We start from the raw sequence: 6,110 nt of genomic DNA, 5'->3' as shown, positions 1-6,110 counted from the left end.
CAAATCTGGCTCATGGACCGCCGTGGCGGAGAAGCCAAGCAATTAACCGATATTAAAAAAGGTGATTTATCAGACTATGCGTGGTCGCCCGATGGTAAAAAGATTGCCTTAGTAATTACCAATGATGCCGATACCACAAAGTCGAAATCGCCAAAACCGATTGTTATTGACCGTTTTCATTTCAAGCAAGACGTTGAAGGGTATTTGATGAAAAAAACTACGCATTTATACCTTTATAACCTCGAAACCAAGAAAATCGACACACTTACAAAGGGAATTTACGATGAAACTTCGCCAAAATGGTCACCCGATGGAACGCAAATCGCTTTTATCAGTAACCGAACCGAAGACCCCGACCGCAATGAAAACACCGATATTTGGGTAATTGAAGCCAAACCCAATGCCTCAATGAAACAAATCACGACTTTTACGGGTCAAGATTATGCCCATGAATGGAGTCCAGACGGCAAACAAATTGCTTATTTACGCTCCACTTCGGCCGAAAGTTACATCATGTACGACCAGTCGATTTTGTGTACTGTATCGAAAGATGGTGGCGAACCAAAACTCTTGAGTAAATCTTTAGACCGCCCAGTTAATAGCCCAAGATGGAGCAAAGACGGAGCGTCGATATTCGCCATTGTTTCCGACGACCGTACGAGATACATTGCTAATTTTTCGGCGGCAGATGGCAAGATGACCAAGTTTGTGGGCGGCAACAGAAGTTTTACGGGTATAGAAAGACATACTTCTGGGAACTTGCTTGCGAGCATGAGCGACCCACAAACACCGAACGAACTCTATGCTATTGAAGCCGCGGTTGTCAGAAAACTCACCAAACACCAAGATGCGTTTTTAGCACCATTAGCTTTGGCAACGGTTGAAGGTTTTACCTCAAAAAGTAAAGATGGAGCTTCGGTTTCAAACTTACTCTATCTGCCTGCTACGGCACAAAAAGGTCAAAAACTGCCAACTTTGATGTTTATTCACGGTGGGCCAGTGGCACAAGATGAGTTTAGTTATGATATGTCTCGCCAAATGTTGGCGGCGGCAGGTTATGCTGTTGTGGCAGTAAATTACCGTGGTTCGAGTGGCCGAGGCTTAGATTTTTGTAAAATTATTTCGGCCGATTGGGGAAATAAAGAGGTATTGGATATTCTCGGAGCAACCGACTATGTAGTTCAAAATGGCATTGCTGACCCCGAAAAATTGGGCATCGGTGGCTGGAGTTATGGTGGCATCTTGACAAACTACACGATTGCAAGTGATACTCGTTTCAAAGCAGCTTCGAGTGGTGCGGGAGTTTCGTTGATTTCTTCATTGTATGGTGTTGACCAATACATTTTGCAATATGAACATGAATTAGGCTCTCCTTGGAAAAATTTTGATAAATATATTGCTCTTTCATATCCATTCTTGAAAGCCGACCGTATCAAAACTCCTACTCAGTTTATGGTTGGACAAAGCGACTTTAATGTTCCTTCGGTGGGTAGCGAGCAAATGTATCAAGCATTCCGCTCATTGGGGATTCCGACTGAATTGATTATTTATCCTGACCAATTTCATGGAATCTCAAATCCGAGTTATCAAAAAGACCGTTTTGAGCGATACATCTCTTGGTTTAATAAGTATTTGAAGAAATAATATTTGGACGAGTAAGGAAGGCTTCGCTCAAAGCGAAGCCTTCCTTTTTTTACGTAGTTCACGGCACAAACTTCTCATAAATAGCTTCGCCAGTAGAAAGGTTTTTACCAAAAAGCTCGATGTATCTTACGGTTGGTTTTATGGCATCATCATTTTCGAGTTGTACAAAAACTTTACATAACTGCCCTTCAATTCCATTTATTTGCATTAAGGCAATTGGTTTTCCCGAATCATTGATTTTTACTTTCAAGGTTCGTTTTTTCAGTGCTACAATTTTCACATCAAAGCAATCTTTTTCTTTAGCATTTCGCTCAGTTTCTACGCCATAAGCAAGTGCTTTTTCTATCGCATTAAGCTTTTGAGTGTGCGTTGTTTCATCATACCTAATCCAATATACGTTTACAGGATTTTCATGATGAAATATCTTAGCGTTTACAAAATTGGCATCGTAAACAACCGTATGAGCATTATTACTCCGTTGAATATAAAACAAACGATTGGGCGATGCAGGTGGAGCAGGATATTTCTGGGCCAATAGCTGCAAACTACTGACTATCAATATGATAAATATTTTTATTTTCTTCATGTAATAGCTTTTCAAGAGGATGGCTAAATGCGTTTTTTTAAGAAGCTGATACAATTAATTCGCGGCGAATAGTTCGACTGACGAGTGGCTCGATAAAACACCACGGAACGAGTTTAAATATCCAATAATTAAGCCAATTTACCAAACCTGGTACTACAATTGTTTTACCCGAGAAAGCTCCTTCTATTGCTTTTTTGGCAACATATTCAGTACTAGTTATGCTGATGCGGCCGAGCCAACCTTGTGTTTTTATCCTTCTTCGGATATCCTCATTAGTAGGCATCGCCCCTGGATTTACCACACAGACTTTTACGCCTTTTTCTCTCAATTCGGAACCCAAACTCAACGAAAATGAATAAATAAAAGCCTTTGTAGCAGGATAAACCATTTTATAAGGAAGCGGAGAAAAAGCAGCAATGCTTGCAACGTTTAAAATATAAGAGTTAGTATTTTGAAGCAAAAAAGGCAATAAACTTCGAGTCAGAATTGCCGTTCCTTTTACATTTACTTGAATGATTCGGTCGAGTTGCTCTGTTTCAGATTCTTGAAAAGATTTTGAGCCACCAATTCCTGCATTATTTACCAAAACATCAATACTTATCTCATTGCTTTTCAACCAATTAGCAAAATTTTCAATCATCGAAAAATTACTCAAATCAGCTTCATAATATTCTACATTTACACCATAAGCTTTCTGTAAATCTGCGGTAAATTCGGAGAGATTTTCATTTGGTAAAGCCACTAAAACAAGATGATGTCCACGCTTGGCAAAGGCAATAGCAAAGGCTCGACCAAGCCCCGAGCTTGCCCCTGTAATAACTGTATGCTTTTTCATAATTTTGTGTAAAGTGTCTTGGCTTTCGAGCCATTTCAATAATGACAACTCTTTTTTAGCTTTCCCCTACTCTACACAAGATTTTTGTTTCAATCAGTATTATTGTCCTGTCTTTTCGCCTCTATATCTATATAATTTGTCTTTGTTCGGATTATAAAATATATTTGATTAATACAATTTGTATCATATTCAATCCTCTATAAAAAACAAATGGAAACCCTCAATCTCAACCGCCGAAAATTCATTCAGGGAGTTTCGGCTACGATTGCCTTATCGACACTTGGCACGCAAGCCAAACCTGTTTTTACACCAGCAAAAACCTATAAAGTTGCCTTGATTGGTACAGGTTGGTATGGTAAAAGTGACCTTTTCCGACTCATACAAGTAGCCTCAGTCGATGTAGTTGCTCTCTGCGACCCTGACCAAAATATACTGAAAGCAGCGGGAGATTTGGTAGCCAAAAGACAAGAATCGAAGCAAATTCCGAAACTTTACGGTGATTACAGAAAACTTTTGGCTGAAAACAAACTTGATATTGTATTGGTAGGCTCGCCTGACCATTGGCACGCTCTGCACGCTATCGAAGCCATGAAATCGGGAGCTCATGTTTATGTACAGAAACCAATTAGTGTTGATATTATTGAAGGCGAAGCAATGGTGGCAGCTGCCCGAAAATATAACCGTGTGGTGCAAGTAGGCACACAACGCAAAAGTACACCACACTTGATTGATGCCAAGAAAAATATTGTTGATGCTGGACTTTTGGGGAAAGTTTCGCACGTAGAAATGTGCTGTTATTATCACATGAGAAATAATGGAAATCCGCCAGTTGAGCCAGTTCCAGCATTTTTCGACTACGAAATGTGGACAGGCCCAGCTCCGATGCGTCCGTATGATGGTTTGCCGCACATTCGTTGGTGGAGAACTTTTAATGAATACGGCAATGGTATCGTGGGCGATATGTGTGTTCACATGCTTGATACCGTAAGATGGATGCTAAAACTCGGTTGGCCAAAACGTGTGAGTTCGCAAGGAGGAATTTATGTACAAAAAGAAGGAAAATCGAATATTTCGGATACCCAATCGGCAGTTTTTGAATATGATGAATTAAATTGTGTTTGGCAACATCGCTCGTGGGGAACGCCAGCCAACGCTGATTACCCTTGGGCATTTATTTTGTACGGTGATAAAGGAACACTTTTTGGCAGCACTATGAAATACACTTTTGTTCCGCATGGCAAAGGACAAAAGATAGATAAAGATGTGGTTTATGAAAAAGAAAAATATCCAGAAGATTTGACCGAAGAACGCATCGAATTGAATGCTGCTCCTGCTACTCGCCTTCACATGTTGGACTTCTTGAATGCCATCGAAAATAATTCTCGCCCGATTGCCGATATTGAAGAAGGACATATTTCAACTGCCAGTTGTATTTTGGCTAACATGTCAATGAAACTGGGCCGTCCGTTAGTGTATGACCCTAAAAAACGAGAAGTTGTCAACGACAAAGAAGCCAATCAACTCCTCAGAAGGCTATATCGTGGGTCGTGGAAACACCCGGAAGTTGGTAATGTGTAAAATAATAATTTGCTTTAGCTTCCTGAAACATACAGCTTTCGGGAAGCTTTTTTTACACCTAAAACTAACACCTAATCTATGAAAAAAATCTTCTTTTCACTTCTCGCCATCATATTATTACAAAGCAGTAGTCCTAAAAAAGAGCAAACGCCCAACATCATTTTGATTTTCATGGACGATATGGGCTACGGAGATTTAAGTTGCTATGGTGCTGTCAATTATCGCACACTAAACATTGACAAACTCGCTACCGAAGGCATCAGATTTACTAATTTTTTGGCCGCCCAAGCGGTTTGTAGTGCTTCACGAGCGGCATTACTTACTGGTTGTTACCCTAATCGAGTTGGTATTTCGGGAGCTTTGATGCCATATAGCAAAAATGGAATCAATTCTAACGAAACCACGATTGCCGAAATGCTCAAACAAAAAGGTTATGCCACTGGTATTTTCGGCAAATGGCATTTGGGGCATCATAAAGAATTTTTACCACTTCAACACGGTTTTGATGAATACGTCGGTCTGCCCTACTCAAATGATATGTGGCCAGTGTATTATGATGGAAAACCAGCTACGCCAAATCAAAATGCAAGTACATACCCTGTTTTGCCTTTGATTCAGAATAATGATAAAAAAGAAGAAATAAAAACCCTCGAAGACCAAGCAAAGCTTACAACACTTTACACCGAAAAAGCAGTAGAATTTATCAGAAAGAATAAAAAAAGTCCATTTTTCTTGTATTTACCTCATTCGATGCCGCACGTACCGATTGCCGTTTCGGATAAATTTAAGGGTAAAAGTAAACAAGGTCTTTACGCCGATTTGATGATGGAAATAGATTGGTCAATAGGCGAAATCATGAAAACTTTGAAAGAAAACGGTTTGGATAAAAATACGCTGGTGATTTTTACGAGCGATAATGGTCCATGGCTAAACTTTGGCAATCATGCGGGTTCGTCAGGTGGATTGCGAGAAGGAAAAGGAACAAGTTTTGAAGGAGGTCAACGAGTACCGTGCATTATGCGATGGAAAGGTACAACGCCTGAAGGAGTAGTATGCAATCAACTTGCCTCAACGATTGATATTTTGCCAACGATTGCTCAAATTACAAGCTCGGAACTTCCAAAAAACAAAATTGATGGTGTAAATATTTTACCCTTAATCAAAGGCGATTTGAGCGAAAGTCCACGAAAGACTTTTTATTATTACTATCGAAGAAATTCGTTGGAAGCTGTAAGAATGGGTAATTGGAAATTAGTTTTTGAGCATAAAGGTCGCTCGTACATGAATCAATTGCCAGGAAATGATGGTTTTGCAGGAAAAGCTCCCGAAGATGTACTTACACCAATGGCACTCTACGACCTTCGCCGTGACCCATCGGAGCAATATGATGTACAAAAACTATATCCAGAAATTATAGCCGAACTACAAAAAATTGCCGAGGAAGCCAGAGAAGACCTCGGCGATGAC

5 protein-coding genes are annotated in these 6,110 nt (G+C 40.0%); 3 read left to right on the top strand and 2 right to left on the bottom strand.

Annotation, left to right across the window (positions count from 1 at the left end; all coding sequences use genetic code 11):
- Positions 1-1,644: alpha/beta fold hydrolase (locus ACOVO2_RS09980; RefSeq protein ID WP_421769827.1), on the top strand; the 1,644-nt coding region annotated here is incomplete at its 5' end.
- Positions 1,645-1,702: 58 nt separating this feature from the next.
- Here ACOVO2_RS09980 and ACOVO2_RS09975 read toward each other — a convergent pair.
- Both ACOVO2_RS09975 and ACOVO2_RS09970 read right to left on the bottom strand, forming a co-directional pair.
- Positions 1,703-2,230, bottom strand: a complete 528-nt coding sequence (locus ACOVO2_RS09975; RefSeq protein WP_421769826.1) for a DUF4833 domain-containing protein — start codon at positions 2,228-2,230, stop codon at positions 1,703-1,705.
- Between the two features lie 37 nt (positions 2,231-2,267).
- Positions 2,268-3,065 carry an SDR family NAD(P)-dependent oxidoreductase gene (locus tag ACOVO2_RS09970; RefSeq protein ID WP_421769825.1) on the bottom strand — a complete coding sequence of 266 codons (798 nt, stop codon included), beginning with the start codon at positions 3,063-3,065 and terminating at the stop codon, positions 2,268-2,270.
- A 210-nt stretch (positions 3,066-3,275) separates the two neighbouring features.
- On the opposite strand from ACOVO2_RS09970, the gene ACOVO2_RS09965 reads away from it, so the two are divergent.
- Together ACOVO2_RS09965 and ACOVO2_RS09960 are read left to right on the top strand one after the other, a co-directional pair.
- Complete coding sequence (locus ACOVO2_RS09965; RefSeq protein WP_421769824.1) at positions 3,276-4,643, top strand: Gfo/Idh/MocA family protein; 1,368 nt, start codon at positions 3,276-3,278, stop codon at positions 4,641-4,643.
- Positions 4,644-4,721: 78 nt separating this feature from the next.
- The coding region (locus tag ACOVO2_RS09960) for a sulfatase (protein ID WP_421769823.1) at positions 4,722-6,110 on the top strand (1,389 nt) is incomplete at its 3' end.

Source organism: Emticicia sp., from assembly GCF_049241225.1.
Taxonomy (GTDB): domain Bacteria; phylum Bacteroidota; class Bacteroidia; order Cytophagales; family Spirosomataceae; genus Emticicia.
This window is presented reverse-complemented; position numbering and strand designations above follow the sequence as displayed.